18 protein-coding genes, 2 tRNA genes and 3 rRNA genes are annotated in these 24,817 nt (G+C 49.5%); 14 read left to right on the forward strand and 9 right to left on the reverse strand.

The features are described 5' to 3' along the window. Positions 1-36 precede the first annotated feature (36 nt). Complete coding sequence (locus tag HRI97_RS03925; protein ID WP_253726729.1) at positions 37-963, reverse strand: transcriptional regulator; 927 nt, start codon at positions 961-963, stop codon at positions 37-39. Then, entirely contained in the window at positions 960-1,667 is a 708-nt protein-coding gene (locus HRI97_RS03930; protein WP_253726731.1) for a metallophosphoesterase family protein, read from the reverse strand. Before HRI97_RS03930 ends, HRI97_RS03925 begins: the two co-directional genes overlap by 4 nt. 305 nt (positions 1,668-1,972) lie before the next feature. On the opposite strand from HRI97_RS03930, the gene HRI97_RS03935 reads away from it, so the two are divergent. The 3 genes from HRI97_RS03935 to HRI97_RS03945 all read left to right on the forward strand — a co-directional run bounded on the left by HRI97_RS03935 (position 1,973) and on the right by HRI97_RS03945 (position 5,550). Further along, positions 1,973-2,734: a tetratricopeptide repeat protein gene (locus tag HRI97_RS03935; protein ID WP_253727288.1), complete on the forward strand. Its 762-nt coding sequence runs from the start codon at positions 1,973-1,975 to the stop codon at positions 2,732-2,734. A 42-nt stretch (positions 2,735-2,776) separates the two neighbouring features. Beyond that, positions 2,777-3,472, forward strand: a complete 696-nt coding sequence (locus HRI97_RS03940) for a hypothetical protein (RefSeq protein WP_253726733.1) — start codon at positions 2,777-2,779, stop codon at positions 3,470-3,472. 68 nt (positions 3,473-3,540) lie between these two features. Next, positions 3,541-5,550 carry a tetratricopeptide repeat protein gene (locus HRI97_RS03945; protein ID WP_253726735.1) on the forward strand — a complete coding sequence of 670 codons (2,010 nt, stop codon included), beginning with the start codon at positions 3,541-3,543 and terminating at the stop codon, positions 5,548-5,550. Positions 5,551-5,719: 169 nt separating this feature from the next. On the opposite strand, the gene mutL is transcribed toward HRI97_RS03945, so the two are convergent. The 7 genes from mutL to HRI97_RS03980 form a co-directional block, all read right to left on the reverse strand. Beyond that, complete coding sequence (gene mutL, locus HRI97_RS03950; protein WP_253726737.1) at positions 5,720-7,744, reverse strand: DNA mismatch repair endonuclease MutL; 2,025 nt, start codon at positions 7,742-7,744, stop codon at positions 5,720-5,722. After that, entirely contained in the window at positions 7,741-8,019 is a 279-nt protein-coding gene (gene xseB, locus HRI97_RS03955; RefSeq protein WP_180485692.1) for an exodeoxyribonuclease VII small subunit, read from the reverse strand. Before xseB ends, mutL begins: the two co-directional genes overlap by 4 nt. A gap of 21 nt (positions 8,020-8,040) precedes the next feature. Further along, complete coding sequence (xseA, locus tag HRI97_RS03960; protein ID WP_253726739.1) at positions 8,041-9,279, reverse strand: exodeoxyribonuclease VII large subunit; 1,239 nt, start codon at positions 9,277-9,279, stop codon at positions 8,041-8,043. 162 nt (positions 9,280-9,441) lie between these two features. After that, the gene (locus HRI97_RS03965) at positions 9,442-10,200 is read right to left on the reverse strand and encodes an FHIPEP family type III secretion protein (protein WP_253726741.1); all 759 of its coding nucleotides are present in this window, start codon (positions 10,198-10,200) and stop codon (positions 9,442-9,444) included. A 21-nt stretch (positions 10,201-10,221) separates the two neighbouring features. Next, the gene (locus HRI97_RS03970) at positions 10,222-10,854 is read right to left on the reverse strand and encodes a hypothetical protein (RefSeq protein ID WP_253726743.1); all 633 of its coding nucleotides are present in this window, start codon (positions 10,852-10,854) and stop codon (positions 10,222-10,224) included. A gap of 53 nt (positions 10,855-10,907) precedes the next feature. Further along, entirely contained in the window at positions 10,908-11,483 is a 576-nt protein-coding gene (locus tag HRI97_RS03975; protein ID WP_253726745.1) for an HD domain-containing protein, read from the reverse strand. A gap of 95 nt (positions 11,484-11,578) precedes the next feature. Then, positions 11,579-12,391 (reverse strand): hypothetical protein, encoded by an 813-nt coding sequence (locus HRI97_RS03980; RefSeq protein ID WP_253726747.1) that lies wholly within the window; start codon positions 12,389-12,391, stop codon positions 11,579-11,581. A 119-nt stretch (positions 12,392-12,510) separates the two neighbouring features. On the opposite strand from HRI97_RS03980, the gene HRI97_RS03985 reads away from it, so the two are divergent. The 11 genes from HRI97_RS03985 to HRI97_RS04035 all read left to right on the forward strand — a co-directional run bounded on the left by HRI97_RS03985 (position 12,511) and on the right by HRI97_RS04035 (position 24,750). Next, entirely contained in the window at positions 12,511-13,539 is a 1,029-nt protein-coding gene (locus HRI97_RS03985; RefSeq protein WP_253726749.1) for a helix-turn-helix transcriptional regulator, read from the forward strand. 433 nt (positions 13,540-13,972) lie between these two features. Then, positions 13,973-15,509: ribosomal RNA gene (locus HRI97_RS03990) — 16S ribosomal RNA — on the forward strand. A gap of 142 nt (positions 15,510-15,651) precedes the next feature. After that, a tRNA-Ile gene (locus HRI97_RS03995) sits at positions 15,652-15,725 on the forward strand. A gap of 143 nt (positions 15,726-15,868) precedes the next feature. Beyond that, positions 15,869-18,813: ribosomal RNA gene (locus tag HRI97_RS04000) — 23S ribosomal RNA — on the forward strand. 127 nt (positions 18,814-18,940) lie between these two features. Next, positions 18,941-19,051: ribosomal RNA gene (gene rrf / locus HRI97_RS04005) — 5S ribosomal RNA — on the forward strand. Together the 16S, 23S and 5S rRNA genes with 2 tRNA genes alongside form the textbook arrangement of a ribosomal RNA operon. 82 nt (positions 19,052-19,133) lie before the next feature. Next, positions 19,134-19,206 (forward strand) — tRNA-Phe (locus HRI97_RS04010). A 43-nt stretch (positions 19,207-19,249) separates the two neighbouring features. Next, positions 19,250-20,395, forward strand: coding sequence for an undecaprenyldiphospho-muramoylpentapeptide beta-N-acetylglucosaminyltransferase (gene murG / locus HRI97_RS04015; RefSeq protein WP_253726751.1), 1,146 nt, complete (start codon positions 19,250-19,252; stop codon positions 20,393-20,395). A 3-nt stretch (positions 20,396-20,398) separates the two neighbouring features. Next, positions 20,399-20,887, forward strand: coding sequence for a CvpA family protein (locus HRI97_RS04020; RefSeq protein WP_253726753.1), 489 nt, complete (start codon positions 20,399-20,401; stop codon positions 20,885-20,887). Beyond that, positions 20,887-22,116, forward strand: a complete 1,230-nt coding sequence (locus HRI97_RS04025; RefSeq protein ID WP_253726755.1) for a DNA polymerase III delta subunit-related protein — start codon at positions 20,887-20,889, stop codon at positions 22,114-22,116. The genes HRI97_RS04020 and HRI97_RS04025 overlap by 1 nt, the downstream gene beginning before the upstream one ends. After that, positions 22,109-23,395 carry a two-component system sensor histidine kinase NtrB gene (locus tag HRI97_RS04030; protein ID WP_253726757.1) on the forward strand — a complete coding sequence of 429 codons (1,287 nt, stop codon included), beginning with the start codon at positions 22,109-22,111 and terminating at the stop codon, positions 23,393-23,395. The genes HRI97_RS04025 and HRI97_RS04030 overlap by 8 nt, the downstream gene beginning before the upstream one ends. Next, positions 23,392-24,750, forward strand: a complete 1,359-nt coding sequence (locus HRI97_RS04035) for a sigma-54-dependent transcriptional regulator (protein ID WP_253726759.1) — start codon at positions 23,392-23,394, stop codon at positions 24,748-24,750. The genes HRI97_RS04030 and HRI97_RS04035 overlap by 4 nt, the downstream gene beginning before the upstream one ends. The last annotated feature ends 67 nt before the right edge of the window (positions 24,751-24,817 follow it).

Here is a 24,817-nt window from a genome sequence, read left to right on the forward strand (position 1 = left end):
ATTATTTTACTATTTTATCATCGAAGGCCTAAGAGGTCAAGAAGATTTTATTTTCCATTTAAATATGATGCGCTCGATTCCGTTTTTTATGCGGGAGACGAAACTCGTGCCCTTACTGCGTGTAAAGGAGCGCACCGCATCGTTGAGCTCCACGTCTTCTCCGAATTTTTTCCGAAGCTCTTCCCAGTACAGCATGATCCACACATACAGATCGCTTTTCGTATGCGCTCTGAAATAACGCATGACGTGTCCGTCGTCTATCGCTTTGATGATCGGGAGATAGACTGCGTTAAACCACGAAGTGATCGCATCTGCAATCGTCATATCGGTATTTTCTTTTTTTTCGACGTATGCTTTATGCGTCAGGATGTGGTTGTAGACGATATCGTACTGCCCGGTCGACGTAAAATCGAGCGTCCAAAAGTCGGTGATATCTCCGAAATTCGTTTCGGTATAAAAGACGCGTTTTTCATACGAGATGATTCCTTTTATCATCGATTTCAACGTATAGGCGGGCTTCAATTTTATTTCGCTCTGCAGCGAAACGATTTCCGCATCGATGAATTCTATACCGCGCGCTTTTGCGACCGAAACCCGATGATTGCCGTCGCGCACAAAATACAGGCCTCCGAGTTCGTATACTTTTATCGGAGGAAGAATGATCGATTCGTACTGCGCTTCATCGACGTGTTTCCATCGTTCGCGCAAAAATCCGCTTTTCGGAAAAAAACGGTTGTCGAAATCTTTATAGCGGCCTTCGCTCCCGACGATCTTGTCGATCGGAATCGTCTGTAAGCCGACGTAGATTTCGTCTTTCGGTTTTAAAATCGATTTTATTTCGGAAAACGAAATGAGGGACGCTTCTTCGGGATTTAAAAAATGCTGTATTTCGTTGAAGAGCGCTTTGCTGTGAGCTTTGTTGAAATCTTCATCCGTCTGCAGCGAAAACAATCCTCCGCTCATTGTGTTCCTCCCGTTTTCGGAAAGTCGATGAGCCAGTGCGCGTATGCGTTTACGACCGTCGTCGCGCCCGTTTCCGTAACGCGCTTCGTGCGTATGTCGTAGAGATGAATGTGTCCGTGTACGAGGTAGGCGGGTGAAAATTTTTTTATAAACCAGTTAAAGCATTCGAAACCGACGTGACACGGATCCTCCCTGTCGTGGATGCCCCTCGGGGACGCGTGCGTCAAAAATATGTCGAGATATCTGCCGTAGCGCAGCTTGTTCCACAGAAGAGAAGGGATCATCGCAATGAGACGGCGCTTCATTTCTCCTTCGCTGTACTGGTTGAGACCGTTGTTGTATTTCCGAGAGCCGGAAACTCCCGCGATAAGGAGCGGCGTCTTTTTCCCCGTCGCGGGATCGGTAAACGAAAGCGCTTTATCGCGGATGACGCGGAAACCGCAGTACGCGGCACCGTGTCCGTGTGCATCTTCTCTTTTTTCCGACGGTGCCGATACACCCGAATGATAATAATGAAATTCGTTTAAGTTGTGATTACCGAAAACGAAGTACGTCGGCTTATTAAAAACCGAAACGATAAAATCCACATAATCCATCGGAAGATCGCCGGCGCATAAAATCATATCGACATCGGAAAAAAACGACGAAGCGTTTTGATTGTAAATGAGAGGATCGATCATATCCGAAACGCAAAGTATTTTCATTATATACCCGATTTTTTGAGAAACAGGATCAGCTCCGCGATAAAGGCTGTGAGCGCTGCGATAACGGCAATTTGAATCGGCTCCATAAATAAATCAATCCTCCGTACGGCATGCGGGACTGCGGAACATATCGATTTTCGAAAATACCGCATCAGTGTACAAAAACGCATCCGAAAAAATATGTATAAACGGTCTTTTGTAAAAACGTAAATTACTGTATACTAGATTAGTAGATTTATTAAACTCTGTCAAACATCCGATAATAGAGAGGGAATATCGGATATGGGAGCGGTAGAGTGAAGCGGATGAACGGCGCTGTATTTTTTTTATTGTTTTTCGCAATATCGCTTTTTGCCGAAAGCGAAGGCGAACGTCTCTTTAAATCGAATAACCCGGCGGCCGCCATTCCGCTGCTCGAGCGGGAGCTTTCGTCGGGAACGCTGTCGAGCGCGGCGTATAATTATCTCGGGCTTTCGTATTATCAAACGGGGCAGTACGATAAATCGGTCGCGGTATTTGAAAAGGGACTTTCCGTACCGGGTACCGATAAAAAAGTGCTCGCATACAATGCGGGAAATTCCGCTTTTGCCGCGGGAAATTATGCGAAAGCCGACGAGTGTTATTCGCTCGCTCTTGCAGCATCTCCCGATTTTGTAAAAGCGCTTTTAAACCGCGCGAACGCGAGACTCAATCAGATGCGTCTTCGGGATGCGCTCGGCGATTATGAAACTTATATCGCTCGAGTGCCCGGTGATCCGCAGCGTGCGGAAATAGAGCGCGTCATTGCGCTGCTTCGAGCCGAACTTGCCAGAAAGGAAGAAGAAGCGAGAGCTGCCGCGGCTCTCGAGCAGGCGATGAAAGCGGAGGAAGCGCGTATGCGTGCGGAACAGGAGAGGATTGCCGCCGATAAGGCCAGGCGTGAAGCCGAAGCGAAGGCGGCCGAAGAAGCGCGCAAAAAAAAGCTGCTCGAAGACGTAGCGAATTCGCTTCGAGCGACAAATACGGAAAATATGTCGGGCGGAGCGGAAGATACGCTCGACTATGAATCGGAACCGGAACTCGATTAATATTGTTGCGAGTGCGGTATATTTTCAGCAAAGGAAAGGGATATGGCTAAGACAAAGACTCCTGAAAAAGCGGCAAGCGCTAAAACGGCGAAAAAGGCGCCGGCGGAAAAAAAGGTAAAGTCCGCCGTCAAAAAAACGGCCGAAAAACCGGCTGCAAAAAAAGCCGTTTCAAAAACCGCGGAAAAAGCGGTTGAAAAAAAGAAAAGCGTAAAAACTGCGGAAAAAGCGGTTGCAAGAAAAGCCGATGTGAAAACGGCGGCGAAAGCGGGCGTAAAAAAAGCCGATACAAAAACGGCTGTAAAAAACGCACCGAAACCGGCTGTTAAAAAAAATGCCGTAAAGGCTTCCGGAAAATCTGCGGTAAAGACGGCCGTAAAAACGCAGCGTGTAAAGACGGGCGGCGAAAGCGCGCGTTCGAAGTCCGCCGCAGAAAAAACTGCAGCGGAAAAATCTCTCATAAGTGAAAAAACACTTTCCGCAAAAATAACCGAAAGTATCGATGCGGTGAAAGTTCCCGCTTCAAAACCTCTCTTTTCGGATGTAAGCACGGCTTCATCGTATACGGACGAACAAAAGCCGGTTTCCGAAAAAATATCGTTTACGGATTTTTCCGGAGGAAGCAAGCCGGTAAGTCGATCCGTTTCCGAAAACGAATCCGAAAAAAAATTGAATAAAAAAATCGTTATCGCAATTGTCTGTGCGGCAGTCATCATCGCCCTTATCGCGGTTTTTTTTTAAATAAATCCGGTTTACCGGGTTCGACCTCGAACGTCCGGAGCGATACGCTCTCTTCCGTTCAGCTCTACATGGACGCAGGCGACTACGACCGCGCGCTGGATCTGCTCGAAAAGCTGCTTAAAAAAAATCCCGGTGATGCCGAAGCTCAGCGGCTGCTCGACGAACTGCGTACATTGAAGGATTCAAAATCCGGCGACGGGGCGGTGCAGGACGAGCTTTCACGAAGTACGGCGGAAGCCCGGCGGGCGCAAAAAGAACTCGAAGAATTGATTGCGCGCGGATCAAATTCCACGTCCCCGCAGAATGCGGCTCCCGGTTCCGTGCAGCGGGCAGGAGAGCGTACTTCATCGGCAGAGACTTCGTCCGACAAAATTGCGGCGCAGCAAAAATTGCGAGATGCCGAAGAGGCTGCCCGGCGTGCACGGGAAGCGGAAATCGCTGCGGAAAAAGCGGCGGCTGACGCGACGGCGCGCGAACGGAAAGCCGAAGCCGAAAAAGCCGCTCAAGCGCTTGCAGCGCAAAAGCAAAGAGAAGCGGCCGCACGCAAAGCAGCCGAAGAAGAACTTGCGCGCAAAAATCGCGCGATTCAAAGAGAAATCGACGGCGTAAACGGCGAAATCGCGCAGGGCAAATCCGATTTGACGGCAAATAAAATCGACTCCGCCCTCAATCATTTCGGCAAAGCGCAAAAGATGCTGCCGATTTCCGCAGGCGAACCGCTTTTTTCAGGCAGCAAAAATTCCGAAATGGCAAGCGCCCTTTACGAAGCTTTACAAAACGCGGCATCGGATGCCGATAAAAAAAGACTCCGTGATGCGGCCGTACGCTACGCCGAAGAAGCGATCCGAAAAACGCCGAACGATGCCGCAGCTCACTACGTGCTCGGTATGACGGCGATGGATGTAAAAAATTATCCGAAAGCGCTCGACGAACTTTCCAAAGCGGTGCAGAACGATCCATCGAATGCCCTCTATCACTATAATCTCGGACGGGTGCAGTACCTTTCACGCCGCTACAGCGACGCGCGTTCGTCGTTTCAGAAGAGCGTCGATTTGGACGGACGCTTTGCGCCGGCGCAATACAATCTCGGTCTTGCAAATTTGAGAATCGGAAACGAAGCCGAAGCGCTGTCGTCATTCCGCCGCGCACGGACGACCGATCCGAATTACGAAAAAGCCTATCTCGAAGAAGCACGCCTTCTTTCAAAACAAGGCGATCGAAACGGTGCCGTCAAAGCCTACAACGCCGTACTCCGTATTAACGATGTGAACGGCAACGCGCTGCGCGAACTCGGCTCCGAATACTACGCGATGGAAAGTTATGCCGCATCCGAAAACTGTTACCGCCGCGCCCTCGCGCTTTTGAGTCCGACGGAAGAAGACCCGACGACGTATTACAATCTTTCGGCGACGCTGTATGCGGAGCGTAAAGATGCCGAAGCTATCACCTATGCAAAACGCGCGTACGCTTCGAAGTCGTCGCTCGGCAATACCGCGCAAGCGAATGTCGTATACAATTACGCGCTTATGCTGCAGGAATCGGGAAAATCCGAAGAAGCGATTCCGCTCTACCTTGAAGCGCTGCGATTGAATCCCGATCACGAAAAATCGAAAATCAATCTCGGAAGAATGTACCTCGAAATGAATCCGCCCGACGTCGATACGGCGCTCCGGCTTTTCAAGCAGGCGTACGATGCGGACAATAAAAGTTTCGAAGCGAACAATAATCTCGGAAGCGCATATCTCGCAAAAAAAGATTATAAAAATGCGATTAAGTTTTATCAAAATGCGCTGCGTCTCGATCCGTCAAACAATACGGTGCGCTCGAATCTCGCGCAAACCTATGCAAGCGACGGTCAGTTCGACAACGCGAAAACGACGTATACCGAGTTGATCAGGCGCGACGGAACGAATTGGGATGCCTATGTGGAGCTTGGAAAAGTATGTATGTCGACGGGAGACGTTGCGGGTGCGGAACGCTATTTGAGCGAAGTGCAGACTAAGAGGCCGAATCACCGCCGTGCCGAAGTGACGGAGCTTTTGTCGGCGCTTCGAAGCGGCGGTTTTCAGGCAAAATAGCAAGCGGGCATTTAGGGAAGTGCTGATAAAAGCGAGGTGCGCATTTAATCAACACTTCCTTTTTGTTTCTTATAAGTCTTTAATTACCCATAATATATAGACTTATTACGAAACAAGGAATTTCAATGTTAACACTGATTAATTCGCATTCGAATTAATCAGTGTTTCCTTAGGTGCGCTTTACGAGGGCGAAAAGCTCCGCCCTCGTAACCGCCGCCCACACGGGTCTTCCGTGCGGACAGTGCGGGTCGGGGAGGGCGAGAGCTTTTTCCGCCAAATCCGAAGCGGTCGCATCGTCAAGTACATAGCCGTCTTTGACTGCCGCTTTGCACGCGGTCATTGCGGCGATCTCGGAAATGACGTCTTCCGGGGCGACTCTTTTTTCGAGGAGGGCGCGGTACAGATCGTTTTCGCTTCCTTTCCAGCGCTCCGGCACCGATCTTATCTCCCACACTCCGTTTCCTTTGTTTTTTGCCGCAATGCCCGCTTTTTTCATCTCATCCCGTATGCGTGTCAAATAAATATCGTCCGCGGCATTTTGCGTGATGATTTCATAGGGCACGAGGAGTTTTTGACTTTTTCCCTGATTTTGCATAATGACGTCGTAGAGGAGCCGTTCGTGAGCCGCGTGCTGATCGATGATATAAAGCGTATCGCCTTTTTCCGCGACCAAAAAAGTGCCGAGCGCGCTTCCGAGAAAGTGAAAGTCTCCGTTTAGCGTTTTGATTTTTTCGGCTGCGTTTTCGGCGTCGTACAGTTTTGTTTTATCTGCCGCCTCTCTTGCCGAATCATCTCCCGTTTCGCCGAACGAAAGCGCTTTTTTTGCAAGTTCGAGCGGTACGTCCCGCGCTTCGTGGTTTATCGAATAGCGCGCTTTATATGCATCGGTTTTATATTCGCGGGCATAGGGATTTGTAAAGTCGCCTGCACCCCGGTGCATGACGATGCGTGAAAAATCTTTCGCATGCCGGATCGAGTCTTTATTTTTCCCGTACGATATGCTTTTTCCTCCGGCCGCATCGAAAGCGTCCTTTCTGCCGGCGCTCGTATGCACACCGAGTTCATCGTTTTTTCGAAGCGCGTATAAATTTCCGCTTCCTTTGCCGCCCGTACTTTCGGCGGACGCGTTTTCCGCATCGAAATCGAAAGATTGAAAATTGTTAATTGTATCGTCGCGGTCGTTTTTCATTTCGCGCAGAGTGTATTGATGAAAAAAGTTCCGCAAAGCTCCGCTTACGCCGTGGTGCAGGCTTGCGATGTCGCGGAAGCGCGCTTCTTTTTTTGCCGGGTGAATATTGAAGTCGACGAGATCGCTTTTCATCGTGACGAAGAGGGCTGCAGCGGGATAGGTACCGTTCGGAAAATAACCTTGACCGCCGTACTCGATCGCCTGTACGAGCGAATACTCGGTAATCCTTCTGCCGTTTACGAAGATGTATATGTCTTTTTTATTTGCGCGCGATACGCCCGGTTCTCCGATGACGCAGGTAAAACTCCAGTCGGGATCTTTTCCGCCCGAAGAGCCTGAGATTTCGTAAAAGAGAGAAGCGTTTTCGGAAGGGAGCGCCGCTTCTACGAATCGCTTTTTTAAACTCGTGCCCGCTTCGAGCGTTATGCGCCGCTCGCCGTCCGCGGTAAACGTAAAGGCGATGTCCGGTCTCGCAAGCGTCTTTTCGATAAACGTGTTTTTGCACATGAGCGCTTCGGCTGCCGGGCGTTTTAAAAATCTTCTCCGCGCGGGAAAGTTTTCAAAAAGACCTTCCGCCTGCACGATCGTACCCGCAGTCGATGCACTCCTTTCGATGATGTGATCTTCCGTTACCGATGCCCGCATTTTCCAGCCGCCCGATATGATCGAAAGGCGGCATACGGCGGCGATCGACGAAAGCGCTTCTCCTCTGAAGCCGAGCGTCGAAAGATGCAACAAGTCGGTTTCCGTTTCGATTTTGCTCGTCGCGTGCGGCCGCGCACAGTTTTGCAGATCGCTTTTCGTCATGCCCGAACCGTTGTCGACGACGCGCACTTTTTCGATGCCGCCCGAATCGATTTCGACGGCGATGCTGTCGGCACCCGAATCGACCGCGTTGTCCATGAGTTCGCGCAGAACCGCATTCGGCCGGTCGATGACTTCACCCGCCGCGATTTTCCTTGCGACTTCGGCGGAAAGCTTGTGTACCGGTTTTGCATCGCTCATTGACGCGTACCCTCCTGCGGAGCGCCCGCCGTTCCCGTCGCTTCGTCGGCGCCCGAAAAGAGATCGAGTTCGGGCGTATCCGCGCTTTCGGGTGCGGGCTCGTTCATGAGCATTTGAATTTTTCCTTCGATTCTGTCGATTTCGGCTTCCATGCCGCGCGCGAGTTTTATACCCGTTTCGAAATCTTTGAGCGCATCTTCGAGCGATATGTCGTCGCGCTTGATGTCGGCGGTAAGCTTTTCAAGCGTTTCAAGGTTTTTTGCAAAATTTTTCATGACGGACTCCTTGTAAAATTATTAATTAATAATGTGCTTTGCCTCTGTGCATACGCTTTTGACGGTCGCCGTAAGTTGACCTTTTGCCGGAACGATTTCAAGTTCCGCTCCGACTGCGACGAGCGATGCATCCCGCACGACTTCTCCGCTTGCCGTGTCGCGTACCATCGAATAGCCTCGTGCAAAAATTTTTTCGGGACTTGCGCTTTCGAGTACGTGTGTACACAGGGCGATGCGGTGCTTCGCGTCTTTTAATTTTTCATCGATGTTTTGCAGCAGCGCGACTTTTGCGCCGTCAAAGCGCGCAAGGAGCGGCTGTTCGATAGTTCTAAACTGCAGTTCGAGATTTTCGGGATTGAATGTGCGCACGATGAGTTTCATGTTTTCGACTTTGCGTTTTATTTCCGTATGGAAGATATCGGCATAGGTTTGCAGCGTACGAATGATATCGCTTTTGAGCGGAACTGCGGCTTCCGCTGCGGCCGACGGAGTCGAGGCTCGAAAATCGGCTGCGTAATCGGAAAGCGCCCAATCGATTTCGTGTCCGACGGCGGAAATCACCGGTATGTTCGATTCGTAGACGGCACGTACTACCGCTTCGTCGCTGAAGGGAAGCAGATCTTCGAGGGAGCCGCCTCCGCGCCCGACGATGAGCACGTCGCAAAGCCTGAAATAATTTGCGACTTTTATCTGCCGCACGATCGTTTCCGCCGCGCCTTCTCCCTGCACCGTTGCGGGCAAAATGACCGCCGATACGCAGGGATTCCGCCGCTTCATAATCTGCAAAATATCGCGCAGGGCGGCTCCCGTCGCGCTCGTAACGATACCGACCGTTTTCGGAAAAAGCGGCAGCGGTTTTTTGTGCGCTTCGTCGAATATGCCTTCGGCGGCGAGGCGCTTTTTGCGCTCTTCGAGCATCTGTAAAATATTTCCCGTGCCCGCCATTTCCATGCGCGAAATGACGAGCTGGTATTTGCCGTGCGGCGGGTACACCGTAAGGCATCCGGTACAGCGCACGAGCATACCGTCTTTCGGCGAAAACGAAAGAGAGGGCGTCGCGCTCCGCCACATCGCACATCCGAGCTGCGCACCGGAATCTTTCAGTGTCAAATAGATGTGGCCGGCGCTCGTCAGTTTGCAGTTGGAAATTTCACCTTCGACTATGACGGTACCGAACGAACCTTCGATCGTTTCTTTGATGAGATTTGTGATCTGCGTGACGGAAAAAAACGCGGAGGCGTCTTGAGCCGAATGTGCCATAGCGGTAATTTTATAGCGTATGGAAAAACTGGTCAACGCGTGGGCGAGGTGTTGTCAACATTATAGAATAAAAAGTATTCCGCTGCAGTATCTTTTTTCCGTTTCACTTTGTACGACTTTTCGTCTAAAAAAATAATTTTTCCCCTTTCATTTTCGATTGTTTTACAATGATTTTTTAGTCCCAACGGTAATTCCGAATACTACATATAAAACAATGAACGGAAAACTTATTCCTACGACGATAGGAATATTTGAAAAAATTGCCGTTTTTAACAATTCATCTCGCAAAAATATGTCCGTTCCGATTCCGACAGCAAGGTGAATGCAAGTCAAAACGACAAACGCCTCCATACATTTAAAAAGCACGGTAAAATATTCTTTTCGCTTGGAATAAAAATCCGCTTCCGCGCCGACTTGCTGCCGTAACTTTTCTGCTTCACTTTTCGTAATCTCTTTTTTAGTCAATTTAGTATCAATGTCAAAAAATTTTGTATTCATTGTATTTGATGAAAATCTGCTCTTTGCTTCCGAGATTTCAGCTGTGTTCTTCATAATGAAAAGTGCGATATAGATAATCATAATAAATTGTGAAAACATCACTAGAGCTTCTCCCTCCAATTCAAGCGACTTTTGAAACAACCTTACAATAAAAAGATGTTCATCGGATTCTTGTGCTAAAAGCGAAATATGTATCAACTGAACGTAGAAAATTAAAGAAAATATTGCACAAAATTCTATCCGATTTATCTTTGTTTTTCTGTTCCGAATCAAAAAACACACAGCAATTGAAAACAAATAAAATCCTGCCGACAAGATTTCTATCGGCAATTTCGGATAGGCAACCAACAAAAGCGATAACGGAAAAATTATGACCAGCGCAATCGCGAACAACGACTTTAAAATATACAAAAATCGATTCATGGTTTTCCCCTTAAAATATTTTCATAGCAATTTAATCCATTCCTTAAAAGCATCTAACTGCTGCTGATATGAATCCGCAAATAAAAACGACTTAAACTCGTCAGTGTCGAATTTTGTTTGATTTTCAAAATAATAAAACCATTCACAACAGTTAAATTTATTATATTCATTCCGGCAATTACTTTCTTCAATAAGACGAATTATTTTATTTTCCATTGAAAAAAAAGCCGGAAGAGATCGATATATGTGATTCGGCAGAGACCAATCAATTTTACATAAACGCTTTCTTACTTCAGAAAGAACTTTTTTATCACAAACGCTTATTGAAGAATTTTGTAGAGGTATGTAGTACCACCCTTTCCGAAAATACAGTTTTTTGCCCAGTTTGCTATTATTTCGATTCCCCTCGATCGCAAGGGAAAGAAAAAATTCTTTTTCACAGCAGGGGCTAAATCCTATAAAGAAATTATTTGATTTGTAAGTATAATAAAAACCGGCGCCATATTCATCTGCCTTTTTGGTTGTACTGTCCCGTTTGTAGGCTATCAGACTTTGGTCTATTTCGCCCAGAAATATTTCTTTTATTGAAAATAGTTCTCTAAATAAAGACGGTACAGCGAACAATACTGTTTCCTCACGAGTTAATAATGTCATTTTTATCTCCTTCAGCGGCTGACTGTTTATAAAAAATATAACACAGGCGGCTATCATAGCGTGATAGCGGAAAAATTATTTTGAAAAAATAATCGTTTGTCGGAATCTCTTGCGATTGCTTGAATGACAGTATCCAAGGAACGGAAAACTTCCCAGCGTTCACGGTTTGTTACGGCTGCGATTTTTGCGACCGCCAAATCTTCCAAATCCGGCACACGACTGCCCTTCCAGATTTTATCGGCAAGTGAAACCGCAAGTTCTTCAAGCGTTGAACTTTCGGACCACAAAGCATGAGAGGCGGCAAATTGTGATTTTTCTTCGGAAAAACCGAGAGACCGTAAAAGGCGAAAACCTTCCCGTTCGTGCCTATGCCCTTCTTCCGAAAGTTCGTTGATGTAAACGCTTTTTCCTATGTCGTGACCGGCTGCACCGAATAAGACGAGATCTTTATTGATGTTCAGATTTTTCCACGTACCGTTTAGCTTTTCAAGCAATTTATTTGCAACATCGTGAACAAGCAGCGAATGAGCGTATAACCTTGGCGGAACTCCGAGAGTACTGAAAACGGATGCAATCTCATTCGGAAGAGAAAGCAGATTTCGACAATTTATATACTGATATTCCGCCATTCGAATTTTGTCTTAATGAACAGAGAGTTGATTCCCCTGTTAAGATTTACAGATATAGTAACAGGGGAGAATATCAGATCACGATAGCGGAAAAATTATTTTCTGGCTTTATTAAACAAAATCTTCATAACGGGATTGTAATAACAGTACTCGTCGCTCTTGTTTGCGGAGAAGTGAAACAAATCGATATAATCTATTTCTTTGCCGTTCAGATTATATTTGCCGTATGCGGCGACGCCTTCTTTGTTATGAGTAAGTGTTTTATTTTTTGAAAATTCACCGGGGAAGCATAAATTTATGTAGTTTTCAGCAATCGTACCGTCCCATAAATTGGCTGTTATGATTATATCGGGGTCCAATATTTTTAATTGCTCTTGAAAAAAGTTTGTTTTTTCCAACTCCGAATCTTTTAAGAAACGATCAACCAAGTCTGTATTAGTCTCCCAATTATCAGGATCGTCATTACTGTATTTTGAAATATTTATACAGGCGAATCCGAAATCATTAGTTTCACGCATTTTATTCAGTATTTCCAAGGCTGTCGGAATATTTTCGAATGGGAATTCCCCCTCGGTTTTAATGCCGTATACGATATAAAGAATATGGCGCCACCATGAATTTTTGTTGCTAAAATCCTTGTCAAAAAATTCTTTTGTCGTATCTCTAAAGTCATAACCTCCGATGTTTCTCGTTTCACGACCTATAAAAACCGTTTTTCTTTTTTGATCGAAATATCCGGGGAAAAAACCGTCTTTTGCAAAACAATCTTGAGGGGTTGTTGTTTCCTTATTTCCGTTATCAATGGGAGTTTTATTCTTTGATAACTGTTCTATCCATTCGTTCATTAACTTGTCCAATTTAAAGTTTTTTCGTTTTTCAAATTCTGAATATTCAAATGTTGAAAGCATAGTCTTTTACCTCTTGTTTAAATTATACCACACATTCTCTATCATATCACGATAGTTTCAAAAAAAATAAAAATTATTCACTATCACCGAATGATAGTAATTTATGTTATAATATCATTATGAAGCAAGAAAACAAAAAACAACAGACACGGCAGCTGAACAGAAAAATACTTGAACGGATAAATATCATCCATAGAGCAATTAAATCCGGAACTTATCCCGATAATCTGAAGTTACAGCGGCTTTACTGCGAGACGACAGGCTACAGCAAAGTCGGCGAAGCTACAATTAACCGCGATATCGATATGCTTCGTACTTATTTTCACGCACCTCTGGAATTTGACAGACACAAAGGCGGCTATTATTACAGCAATGCCTTTGAATTCCCTTTGAATGATATTTCCGCAGAGGATGTTTTTTATCTTTCGGCAGCAAAGACATTACTCTCAAGTTTTGAAGGAAGTCCTATTTATAAATCGATTTCCGAAGTTATTGATTTTGTAACGGACACACAGGGCTTGAGCAAAAGTTCTCTTTTAAAGAGAATCGCCATTCCGCCCGTTCCGAAAGTCGTAACAAATGAAGATGTTTGGAAAAAAGTTATACGTTCTTTGCAGGAAAACGCAGTTGTCGATTTTGAGTATAGCGGCAGGTGGAACCCGAAATCCGCACGGCGCCGCGTCGCGCCGTATCAGATCCTTATGGATGAGGGGCTTTGTTTTTTATTCGGCTATGATTTGAATAAAAAAGCTGTGCGCCTTTTCGCTCTGAACCGAATGAAGAACTATGTTGTTACGGACGAGCATTTTGAAATCCCCGATGATTTTGAATTTTCTGTCTATTGCGGCGGCGGAAAGTTCGGCGCATTTGTGTCGGAAGATCCCGTCGATTTTATAATCGATTTTTACGGAGACGCTCGGCCGTATGTAAAAGAGCGTCTTTGGGCGGACAATCAGAAACTTACTGATTTTGAAGATGAAGAAAAAACACGGATAGAATTTTCTTCAACGCAAGTCCTGAAAGTTATGGAATGGATTTTAGCGCAGGGAGCAAATGCCGTCCCCCGAAGTCCGCAGTGGTTTGTGGATGATTGGAAGAAGATCGTAAAAGCTATGATGAAAAGGGCGAAAAGCGATATTAATAATTAATAAATTTTTACAAGCCGGTTTCGTTCGAACGCTTTCTGGGGCTGCTGCCTATTGCAGCGAAAATCCCCTTGTCATAAAACGCGGCTGCCGTTGTGTATATCAGCTGCTGCAGAGCCGCGCTGCGCCCGCGGTTGTGCGGTACAATGTACATGCGCTGCCTGCCGAATGGGGAACAGCCGTCCTGTCGGGGGACGGGAACTGAGGAAAAACTCTGAAAAATGTTTGCAAAGTGTTGGGGTGAAGTACTTGACAGGGAGTGGGAAAAAGTAGTAAATTACAAGCTACCCGCTCAAACCGCGGGTGCGCTGTTTGACAGGCAAAGGGAAGGAAAGAAAGCAAGACGCATGCGGAGATATAAAAGTCTCCCGAATTAAGCGAGAGCAAGCGGGGACAAACGAAACGTAATTAGCCCCGGAGCAATCCGGGAAAAATAATGATGGAGAGTTTGATCCTGGCTCAGAACGAACGCTGGCGGCGCGTCTTAACCATGCAAGTCGAGCGGCAGGCAGCAATGCCGAGAGCGGCGGACTGGTGAGTAACACGTGGATAACGTACCCCGATGCCCGGGACAGCCTGTAGAAATAGAGGGTGATACCGGATAGATCACTGTATACGGAAGGTAGACAGCGGGAAAGGAGCTTCGGCTCCGCGCCGGGAACGGTCTGCGGCCCATCAGCTGGACGGCGGGGTAACGGCCCGCCGTGGCGAGGACGGGTATCCGGCCTGAGAGGGCGGACGGACACATTGGGACTGAGATACGGCCCAGACTCCTACGGGAGGCAGCAGGTAAGAATATTCCGCAATGGGGGGAACCCTGACGGAGCGACGCCGCGTGAACGAAGAAGGCCGGAAGGTTGTAAAGTTCTTTTCTGTCCGAGGAATAAGTGTAGGAGGAAATGCCTGCATGGTGACGGTAGGGCAGGAATAAGCACCGGCTAATTACGTGCCAGCAGCCGCGGTAACACGTAAGGTGCGAGCGTTGTTCGGAATTATTGGGCGTAAAGGGCATGCAGGCGGGTCGCCAAGCTTGGTAAGAAATACCGGGGCTCAACTCCGGAGCTATATTGAGAACTGGCGAGCTGGAGTTGCCGAAGGGTATCCGGAATTCCGCGTGAAGGGGTGAAATCTGTAGATATGCGGAAGAACACCGATGGCGAAGGCAGGATACCGGCGGACGACTGACGCTGAGGTGCGAAGGTGCGGGGAGCAAACAGGATTAGATACCCTGGTAGTCCGCACAGTCAACGATGTACACTGGGCGTGTGCGCAAGAGCGTGCGTGCCGAAGCAAACGCGATAAGTGTACCGCCTGGGGAGTATGCCCGCAAGGGTGAAACTCAAAGGAATTGACGGGGGCCCGCACAAGCGGTGGAGCATGTGGTTTAATTCGATGGTACGCGAGGAACCTTACCTGGGTTTGACATCAAGAGGGATCATATAGAGATATGTGAGCGTAGCAATACGGCTCTTGACAGGTGCTGCATGGCTGTCGTCAGCTCGTGCCGTGAGGTGTTGGGTTAAGTCCCGCAACGAGCGCAACCCCTACTGCCGGTTACTAACAGGTAGAGCTGAGGACTCAGGCGGAACTGCCTGCGACAAGCAGGAGGAAGGCGGGGACGACGTCAAGTCATCATGGCCCTTATGTCCAGGGCTACACACGTGCTACAATGGCCGCCACAGAGCGGGGCGAAGCCGAGAGGCGGAGCAGAACGCAGAAAAGCGGTCGTAGTCCGGATTGAAGTCTGAAACTCGACTTCATGAAGCTGGAATCGCTAGTAACCGCACATCAGCACGGCGCGGTGAATACGTTCCCGGGCCTTGTACACACCGCCCGTCACACCATCCGAGCAGGGGGTACCCGAAGCCGGCAGTCCAACCGCAAGGGGGACGCTGTCGAAGGTACGCTTTGTGAGGGGGGTGAAGTCGTAACAAGGTAGTCGTACCGGAAGGTGCGGCTGGATCACCTCCTTTTCCAAGGGAAGAGGAGCGCGCAGTGTACGCGCGCAACCCGCATGCGTCAGGCTGTTCGAGCCGTATCGGTTTGAACAGCATTCGCTTTCTTTCTTTCCCTGTGCCCCTTGAGCAGCAAGCACGTGCGGCTATTATCAAACACGGGACAGTAGCTCAGTTGGTTAGAGCACCGCTCTGATAAGGCGGGGGTCAATAGTTCAACTCTATTCTGTCCCAGATTCAAAAAGGACAGATGTGAGAGGGCCGTCTCAAAAGTCGATTACTTTTTCGACAGCCTTATGCTCTTTGAAAATATAGGGAAGGGAAGAAGGTTTGAGCGCTGGAGCGGTTGGAAGCTTTAGGCGCGGGAAAGAGAATATGGTCAAGCGAGAAGAGGTTTGCGGCGGATGCCTGGGAGCTGTCCGGCGAAGAAGGCCGCGGTAAGCTGCGAAAAGCTGCGGGGAGGAGCACACATCCTGAGATCCGCAGATAGCCGAATGGGGTAACCCGTATGTCGTAAGGCATACACCGCGCGCGGGAAGAAGATACTGCGGCGGAGCGATACTGCGTGAAGTGAACCATCTAAGTAACGCGGGAAGAGAAATCAAAAGAGATTGCGCAAGTAGCGGCGAGCGAACGCGCAGGAGCCTAAACCCTTTTGTAGGGTGTTGCAGGGCCGCACGGGGATGACCCGTGGAGTTGGTGAAAAAACCGATATTTAGCGGAAGCGTCTGGAAAGGCGCGCGAGACAGCGTGAAAGCCGCGTATGCGAAAGATATCGGACTCCATGGTGCGGTACCTAAGTAGGGCGGGGCACGAGAAACCCTGTTTGAATCCGGGTCGACCACGATCCAAGGCTAAATACGAGACAGCTACCGACAGCGAAGAGTACCGTGAGGGAACGGCGAAAAGAACCCCGGTGAGGGGAGTGAAAGAGAACCTGAAACCGCAAACCGACAAGATGTCACGGCGCGCGAGCGTTGTGGCGTGTCTTTTGTAGAATAAACCTGCGAGTTGCGCTGCGCGGCGAGGCTAAGGGTTGGAAGATCCGGAGCCGGAGCGAAAGCGAGTGTGAAAAGTGCGAAAAGTCGCGTGACGCAGACCCGAAGCCAAGGTGATCTAATTATGGGCAGGCTGAAGGCAGGGTGAAACCTGTTGGAGGGCCGAACAGTAATCTGTTAAAAAAGGTAGTGATGACCTGTGATTAGGAGTGAAAGGCTAAACAAACCTGGAAATAGCTGGCTCTCCCCGAAATGCCTTTAGGGACAGCCTCATGCAAAGCGGAAGGAGGTAAAGCACCGGATGGGATAGGGGGCGTCACAGTCTACCGACACCAATCGAACTCAGAATGCCATCCGCCAACGCATGGGAGTGAGACTGTGTGCTCCAAGGTTCATAGTCGAGAGGGAAACAGCCCGGACCGACGGCAAAGGTCCCAAAATAACGCTCAGTGTGAAATGAGGTGCGTCTGCACAGACAGCCAGGAGGTTGGCTCAGAAGCAGCCATTCCTTAAAAGAGTGCGTAACAGCTCACTGGTCGAGCAGGCGTGCGCAGACAATGTAACGGGGCTAAGCGTTATACCGAAGCCGCGGGCCCGCATTGTAAGAGATGCGGGCGGTAGGGGAGCATTGCGCTAACCGAAGAAGGCGTACCTGTGAGGGGCGCTGGAGGAAGCGGAAGAGAGAATGCAGGCACAAGTAACGAAAAGACGGGTGAGATTCCCGTCCGCCGAAAGCCTGAGGATTCCCGGGTAAAGGCAATCTGCCCGGGGTAAGTCGGCCCCTAAGGCGAGGACGAAAGTCGTAGTCGATGGGAAATCGGTTCAAAATCCGATACCCGGCTCAGTTTTGAAGGCAGGACGCATGAGGTGAAATCCGGCAGAAGAACGGTAGTTTCTGTCCAAGCGGTAAGGTGTTGAGAGGGCGGTTAAAAGAGCCCTTGAGCTGAGCCGTTACGGGGAGCGGAGCGCAGGCGAAGCGAAGCGGATGTAATCAAGGTGCCGGGAAATACTGTCTAAAGCTAGGCTGAGTCGGACCGTACCGGAAACGGACACACGCAGGCAGGATGAGTAATCTAAGGCGCACGAGCGACCCCGCGTTAAGGAACTCGGCAAAAAGCACACGTAACTTCGGAAGAAGTGTGGCTCACGCTGATAAGGATGTGAGCGGCAGAAAGCAGGCCCAGGCGACTGTTTACCAAAAACACAGCCATCTGCGAACCGGCAACGGGACGTATAGGTGGTGACACCTGCCCGGTACCGGAAGGTTAAGGGGAGGGGTTAGCAGCAATGCGAAGCTCCGAACCGAAGCCCCGGCAAACGGCGGCCGTAACTATAACGGTCCTAAGGTAGCGAAATTCCTTGTCGGGTAAGTTCCGACCCGCACGAATGGTGTAACGATTCTGGGCGCTGTCTCAACGCGGGACTCGGTGAAACTTATATTCCGGTAAAGAAGCCGGATACCCGTAATTAGACGGAAAGACCCCGTGAACCTTCACCGCAGCTTATCACTGGGATTCTATCCGCCATGTGTAGGATAGCCGGGAGGCTGTGAAGCGTGCGCGTCAGCGTGCGTGGAGCCGTTGGTGAAATACCGGCCCTGGCGGATGGGATTTCTAACTCCGGTCCGTGAAGCCGGAAGGGGGACAGTGATTGGCGGGCGGTTTGACTGGGGCGGTCGCCTCCTAAAGGGTAACGGAGGCGCGCGAAGGTCTCCTCGCGGTGGTTGGAAATCATCGTACGAGTGTAAAGGCACAAGGAGGCTTGACTGCGAGTGAGACATCACGAGCAGGTGCGAAAGCAGGTCTTAGTGATCTGGCGGCGGCAAGTGGAAGCGCCGTCACTTAACGGACAAAAGGTACTCCGGGGATAACAGGCTGATTTTCCCCAAGAGTTCACATCGACGGGAAAGTTTGGCACCTCGATGTCGGCTCATCGCATCCTGGGGCTGGAGCAGGTCCCAAGGGTTTGGCTGTTCGCCAATTAAAGCGGTACGTGAGCTGGGTTCAGAACGTCGCGAGACAGTTCGGTCCCTATCTGTTACGGGCGTTGGAAGTTTGAGAGGAGCTGCTTTTAGTACGAGAGGACCGAAGCGGACGAACCTCTGGTATACCGGTTATCCTGCCAAGGGTAAGTGCCGGGTGGCTACGTTCGGAAGGGATAACCGCTGAAAGCATCTAAGCGGGAAGCCCGCCTCAAGATGAGACATCCCTGAGGGTATAACCCTCCTAAAGACCCCGGAGACACTATCCGGTTGATAGGCTGCAGGTGCAGGCACGGCGACGTGCACAGCCGAGCAGTACTAATAGGTCGTGAGGCTTGACCATATTATCGTTCCCGTGCTATAGCGCGAAACACTATACATACAGCACATAAAAGCTCGTGTGAAACGACGGCAGGTGCTTTGTTTTACCCCTGCCCCTTCTTCCTTTTCTTTTTTTACGGCAATTATTGCCCGGTGGCCATGGCGGGGAGGAAATACCCGTTCCCATTCCGAACACGGAAGTCAAGCTCCCTTGCGCCGATGATACTGCTTCCAAGCGGGAAAGTAGGTAGCTGCCGGGCTTTTTTTTATCCCCATGCCTTTTTGATAATGCCCTTTTGACTGCTTGACATAAAAACGCAAATCGGGTAAAGTAAGCGATATGCCGCTATAGCTCAGTTGGTAGAGCAATGGACTGAAAATCCATGTGTCGTTGGTCCGATTCCAACTGGTGGCATACGAACGGCAGCACAGCTGCCGTTTTTTTATTTTTAAACTATATGAAAAACGATACATCGATCACAGCGGTATTTACGGGCGGCGGCACGGGCGGCCACATCTATCCGGGACTTGCAGTTGCAGACGAACTGCGCAAAAAGGCTGCGGCGCGAGGAGCTGCCCTTACCATCTGCTGGATAGGATCTTCTTCCGGCATGGATAAAACTGTCGTTGAAAAAAACGTCGACGAAGCGGGGCGGAAAAGTGCGGACGCGTTTTACGGAATTCCTGCGGGAAAACTTCGCCGCTATTTTTCTCTGAAAACCGTTTCCGATATGTTTAAAATCGTCGGAGGTTTTTTTGCCTCTCTTGCGATTTTAATAAAATTAAAACCCGCCGTCCTCTTTTCCAAAGGCGGTTTTGTGAGCGTCCCGCCGTGCGCAGCCGCAAAGCTGCTCGGCATTCCGGTGTATACGCACGAATGCGATTTTACTCCGGGACTTGCGACGAAAATCAACAGCATCGCGGCAAAGCGCATCCTCGTGTCATACAAAGAAACCGAAAGATTTTTTAAGGCGGCATATCGCAAAAAGATAATCGTAACGGGGAATCCCGTCAGGGAAGCTTTTTACCGCGCTTCACCCGAACGCGGCCGCGCGTTTTTAAATAGCTCCGGCAATACAAAGCCCGTTCTCCTCGTTCTCGGCGGAAGTTCCGGAGCCGTGCAGATAAACGAACTTGTCAGAGAAAATCTCGACCGCTTGTGCGCGTCATTTTTCGTCGTACATCAAACGGGAGTAAAAAACGCCGACACTGTCCGGCACGCGGACTACGCTCAGTATCCGTTTTTGTATTCCGAAATGAGCGATGTGATCGCATCGAGCGATATCGTGCTTTCCCGCGCGGGAGCGAATTCGATTTGGGAATGCGCCGTTTTAAAAAAGCCGCTCGTGCTCATCCCGCTTACCGGTTCCGGTACGAGAGGCGATCAGGAAGACAACGCGCGCTATTTTGAGGAGAGGGGGGCGGCGATCGTGCTTTCGCGGGAAAAAGCGAATTCGGAAGAACTTTTGCGTGCGCTTGAAAAACTTTCGTCGAGCGAAGAGAGGCGTCTCATGAGCGAAAACTGCGCCGCCCTTGTCGGATGCGGAAAGCCTAGTGAAAAGATTGCCGAAATCGTGTATACTGCGATATTCGGAGGATCATGAGCGATGCCGTATTCCTATGCGCCGGTCGATATCGTTTTTTTATTGATTTTGCTTTTTTTCGTCATAACGGCGGCTTCCCGCGGTTTGATAAAAGAATTTTTCGGCAAAGCCGCCTTTGTCGCAGGCATCGTCGCTGCGGTTTTGTGTACGCCGCTTCTCGAACCCTTTGTCCGCGACGGCATCCCTAACGCGCTTTTGGCAAAAGTCGTTTCGTTTTTATTGATTTTCGTTATCGCCTTTCTCGTCGTAAAGATCGTTCAGGAAATCGTCAGCCGCATCTTTTCGGGAGAGATTTTGCAGGGACTCGACCGTGCGCTCGGATTTGTGTTCGGTATCGTCGAAGGGTTTGCAGTCATCTCCCTCATCATCGTCGCACTCAAAGTGCAGCCGTGGTTCGACACCCGTCCGCTCTTCGATTCGAGCATCTTTTACCGGCTGCTCGACGGCGTTATCAGAGTTTCGGAAACGAAGCTTCAGGAGCTGCCTGCCTGATGTTTGAAAACATTATCCTGCAGGAAGCATCTTCGCTTCTTGAAAATGACATACGTTCATCGTCCCTTCCGGGCGCTCTTCTTTTTTACGGCCCCGCCTCTTCGGGAAAACTTTCGTGCGCGCTTGAGTGTGCCCGCGTTCTTTCGTGCACGGGGGAAGAAAAAGGCGCGTGGCAGTGTACGTGTCCTTCGTGTCTCCGTCATAAAGCCCTCGTCCATCAAAATACGATACTCGCAGGCCCACGCGACTGCACGCTTGAAATCGCTTCGTGTCTTTCGGTTTTTCTTTCGGCGCACAAAAAGCGCGCGCCCTATGAACGAAGCGCCCGCTATCTTTTTTTGCGCAGCGTGAGAAAATTGACGATGCGATTTAATCCCGTCGTGCTGCAGGACGACGACAAGCTTTCGAAGATCGCACCCATCATCGCTTCCGTAGACGAATATATGGAAACGATCGATTTTCCGCACGAATTGCCGGATGTCGAAACGCTTGAAAAGACGTGCGGCGAAATACAAAAACTGTGCCGAAAACTCGAATCCGATTTTTTGCCGGATGCGATTCCGATCAAACACATACGTGCCGTTTCCGCATGGGCGCATATAAAATCGTCCGAAGGAAAAAAGACGGTCGTTTTGGAAAACGCCGAGCGCATGAACGAAAGCGCGCGGAACGCGCTGTTGAAAATTCTCGAAGAGCCGCCGGAAGACGCGGTTTTTATTTTGACGACGGAAAAACGTTCGTCCGTCATGCCGACGATCCTTTCCCGCGTAAGACCGTATCGATTCCGCGAGCGGACGGCTTCCGAACAGCTTGAAGTCGTACGCCGTATTTTTCACGACGATGCGTGGAACGGAACTCTCGGCGAATACTTTGAAACCTTCCTTCCCGTGGCTCCCGAAAAAATCAGAGATTGTGCGGCATCTTTTTTCAAGAGCGTCGCATCGAACGCGATACCCGACTGCGCAAAGATCTTAAAAGACTGCGCTTCTTTCGAACCGCGTCTCATGTTCCGCATCTTCCTCGACGGCATCGCGCGCGCGCAAAAGCCGCTTGCAAAAAGCGCTTCGGGCGCCGAAAGTTCTGCCGAATGTATGGCATCTCTCAGGGAGTGTTGGCTCGCCGTTTCCGTCTACAACGAGTCTCCCCTTGCCGCATTGGAAAACCTCACGCGGACGTTTTTTAAAATCAACAAAACGCACGATTTCGTCTTTAAGGCCGCCTATGAGTGATTATTTCAGACGCGTCAGCGAAAAAATCGCAAAGCTTCCTTCCGAGCAGGTAAAAGAATTCCTAAAAGACGTATGCAGCGAAAATGAAATTTTCGATTCGGTTTTGGAATCTCTTTCGACGGGGCTCGTCATCGTCGATAAAGATTGGAAATTGATTTTGACGAATAAAGCGGCCGAACGCTATGTACCCTTTTCGATCCGCCCCGACGATCCGAAAGCGGAAAGCATTCCGCTCCCGCGCCTCGTCGACAATGCCGAAATCGCAGATTTTTTAAATGACTGCAGAGAACACAACCGATCGAACGTTTCCGACGAATTTACGACCGAGACGGCAGGCGGCAGCGTGCGCTTTATAACGCTTACGGTTTTGCCTCTTGTTAAAAAGAGAGAAGTATCCGGCTCCATCGTTACCGTGCGCGACATCACCGAAAAACGCAATCGGGAAATACTGCTTCGCCGCATGGAAAATCTTGCGGGCTTGACGAACCTTGCGGCGGGCATGGCGCATGAAATCAAAAATCCGCTCGGCGCCATCGGTATTCACGTACAGCTTGTGCAAAAAGCGGTAAAAAAAGCGAGAGAGGGAAGCGGCATACTGCCCGATAAAAAATTCCTCGAAGCGCATCTCGATACCGTAAACGAAGAAATCGATAACCTCAATAAAAAAGTGATGGACTTTCTCATGGCCGTCCGTCCGGTGAACGCAAAGCTCGAGCTCGTCGATATCGGAAAGCTTATTAAAGAGACGACCGCTTTTATCGCGCCGGAATTTCACGACAGCTGCATTACGGTCAGTGTGCGCGTAAACGAAAAAACGGTGCGCCTTCTTATCGACGAAAAACTTTTTAAAGATGTGTTTATCAATATGGCGCAAAACGCTCTTTCGGCGATACGGGAAAAATATTCCGACTGCACGGCAGCAAGATCGGACGCTCAGTGTCCGGGACTCTTCGCCGTCGAAACCTTTGTAAAGGACGACGCTTACATCATAACGATTTCGGACAACGGAATCGGCATGAGCGAAGAAACCGCTTCTCACATCTTCGAACCCTATTTTACGACGAAAGCGAAGGGGACGGGGCTCGGCATGACGATCGCGTATAAAATTATTAAGGAATTTTCAGGCGATATTCAAGTTTCATCCGTCGCGGGCGAAGGCACCGTTTTTACGATAACGCTTCCCGTGCCGCAGACGGACAGAAAATTGCTCGGCGAACATAAAACGCAGCGGATCAAAGACGATTCGGCAAAGATTGCGGACAAGATGGCGAAAAAATGAAATTCACGATCCTTATCATCGACGATGAAAAAAATATCCGCGAAGGGCTCGGCGCCGCTTTCGAAATGGAAGGCTATGAAGTGCGCCTTGCGGCAAACGGAAAAGAAGGGCTCGATTGTATCGCAAAGGGCGACATCGATTTGGTTATCACCGATCTCCGCATGGATGGTATTTCAGGCGAAGAAGTGCTCCGCCGCGTGACGACGGAAACGCCCGGCATACCGGTCATCGTGCTTACGGGACACGGAAGTATCGACGCGGCCGTCGATGCGATGAGAAACGGCGCTTACGATTTTTTGACAAAGCCGCTCAACCTCGACCGGCTTTCGATGCTTGTCAAGCGCGCTCTCGAACGGAGAGAGCTTTCGCTGCAGCACACGCAGCTGAAAGCCGAAGTTTCAAGCGCTCATACGCTCGACAATATGATCGGCAAAAGTGCTGAGATGCAAAAAGTGTTTACGCTTATCAAAAAAGTCGCACCGACGAAAGCGTCCGTTTTGATAACCGGCGAAAGCGGCGTGGGAAAAGAACTCGTCGCAGATGCGATCCACAATCTCTCTCCGCGAAGCGCTCACGAAATGATAAAAGTGCACTGTGCGGCTTTGAGCGAAACGCTGCTCGAAAGCGAACTGTTCGGTCACGAAAAAGGCGCGTACACCGGCGCCGAAAAAATGCAAAAGGGGCGTTTCGAACTCGCGCACGAAAGCACGATTTTTCTCGACGAAATCGGCGAAGTCAACGCGAGCGTGCAGGTAAAACTTTTGCGCGTGCTGCAGGATCATAAAATCATCCGTGTCGGCGGAGAAAAGACGATCGACATCGACGTGCGCGTCATCGTTGCGACGAACCGCGATATGGAAAAAGAAGTAAAAGAGGGAAGATTCCGTGAAGATTTGTATTACCGGCTCAACGTCGTACACATAGCCGTGCCTCCGCTTCGCGAACGGCGTGACGATATTCCGCTTTTATTGAATGCGTTTTTAAAAGAATATGCAAAAGAAAACGGCAAAAACGTTACGGGCATCGATAACCGTGCGCGTGCCCTCCTGTACAAGTACGATTGGCCGGGCAATATCCGAGAGCTCCGCAACTGCATCGAAAGCGCTGTCGTTATGTGCGGCGGAAACGAAATCACTCCGGAAGATTTACCGCCGACGGTGAGCGCATCGATCGCCGCGCCATCGATTACGATACCGGTCGGTACGACGCTCGACGATGCGGAAAAAGCGATCATCTGCGAAAACCTCGCCGCGAACAAGGGAAACAAAAGCAAAACGGCGGACATTCTCGGCATAGGCCGGAAAACACTGCATCGAAAACTGCAGGAATACGGCGTAGGGGAAAGCGGAGTTTAAGCGGCTCGTCATTCGTGCGAGTTTTAGCAAAGAGTACGAAAGCGTGTTTTTACACCTGATTAAATTC

Origin of the sequence: Treponema socranskii subsp. buccale, assembly GCF_024181585.1 — a bacterium.
In the GTDB taxonomy this organism is placed as follows: domain Bacteria; phylum Spirochaetota; class Spirochaetia; order Treponematales; family Treponemataceae; genus Treponema_D; species Treponema_D buccale.